This window comes from Clostridium algoriphilum, from assembly GCF_020443705.1.
Taxonomy (GTDB): Bacteria; Bacillota; Clostridia; order Clostridiales; family Clostridiaceae; genus Clostridium_AD; species Clostridium_AD algoriphilum.
This window is the reverse complement of the sequence record NZ_JAIZZK010000099.1, coordinates 1-1290: the sequence shown is the minus strand read 5'-3', so window position 1 is coordinate 1290 and position 1290 is coordinate 1. Positions and strand designations below refer to the sequence as shown.

Genomic DNA, 1290 nt, shown 5'->3' with positions numbered 1-1290 from the left:
AAGTTAATTCGCAAGCTCATTACATACTTTTTAGTCTTACGACTAAAATATTACTTTTACTAAAGTAATTAACTGGTTAAAACAAAATGTTATTTCGTTTCTTTACCTATTCTCTGTTTAATTTTCAAAGACCAATTAGACGTTTTGTATTAACCCCTACATCATCAATAACTTACGACGACAAGGAGTATCTTACCATAACAAGATTATTGTATACTTGAGTTATAGTTCATATATTCGATTTATTCTCATTTTCCACCACTATTCACCATTAATCCTAACAATATCTCCTACTGATACACTAGGATAAGTATATAGTTACTTGTACTATATTTAAAAGTTTTCTAATAGCATATTCCCCTTTATTTTTGCAAAAGGAACAACTAGCTGTTCTTTTAACTGTTATACTATAATTAAGGAGTTGAGTTTATGTGTTATGAGTTATTAAAAACAATTATAAAAAATTCCACCAATATAGTTTTCTTTGGAGGTGCAGGTGTATCAACAGAAAGTTGTATCCCTGATTTCCGTTCCACAAATGGTTTGTATAATATAAAAAACGACTTTAAATTTCCTCCTGAAGTTATTTTGAGTCATTCTTTTTTTGTAGATCATACTGAAGACTTTTTTCAATTTTATAAATCTAATATGATTTTTGAAAATGCAATTCCCAATGATGCACATATAGTATTAGCTAAAATGGAAAAAAGAAATAAATTAAAAGCTATAATTACTCAAAATATTGATGGTTTACATCAAATGGCCGGTTCCAAAAGTGTCCACGAACTTCATGGATCAATACATAGAAATTATTGTATGAATTGTAATAAACCTTTTGACTCTAATTATGTATTACATAGTAAAACTATAATTCCTAAATGTGATAGTTGTGGCGGTATTATTAAACCAGATGTAGTTCTTTATGGTGAAAGTTTAGATATGGATACTTTAGAATGTTCTATTAAATCAATAAGTATTGCTGATACATTAATTGTGGGGGGCACTTCTCTTGTGGTAAATCCGGCTGCAAGTCTCATAAAATATTTTAAAGGAAATAATTTAATTCTTATTAATAAATCCTCTACCCCCTATGATAAAAAAGCTGATTTAGTAATTAATGACAGTATATGCAAAGTTTTAAAATATGTATATTAACTAATAAAAAATTCCATTTATGCAAAAAAAAACACTAAGTTATACTTAGTGTTTTTTTATAATCTGGCGACGACCTACTCTTCCACAAGGTTACCCCTGCAGTACCATCGGCGCATTGAAGCTTAACCTTCGTGT

1 protein-coding gene and 1 rRNA gene are annotated in these 1290 nt (G+C 28.7%); one reads left to right on the top strand and one right to left on the bottom strand.

Annotated features, from left to right (window positions below):
• Positions 1–429: 429 nt before the first annotated feature.
• Complete coding sequence (locus tag LGK95_RS22050) at positions 430–1155, top strand: NAD-dependent protein deacylase (protein ID WP_226127046.1); 726 nt, start codon at positions 430–432, stop codon at positions 1153–1155.
• A 61-nt stretch (positions 1156–1216) separates the two neighbouring features.
• On the opposite strand, the gene rrf is transcribed toward LGK95_RS22050, so the two are convergent.
• A 5S ribosomal RNA gene (rrf, locus tag LGK95_RS22985) occupies positions 1217–1290 on the bottom strand; the annotation flags it as partial.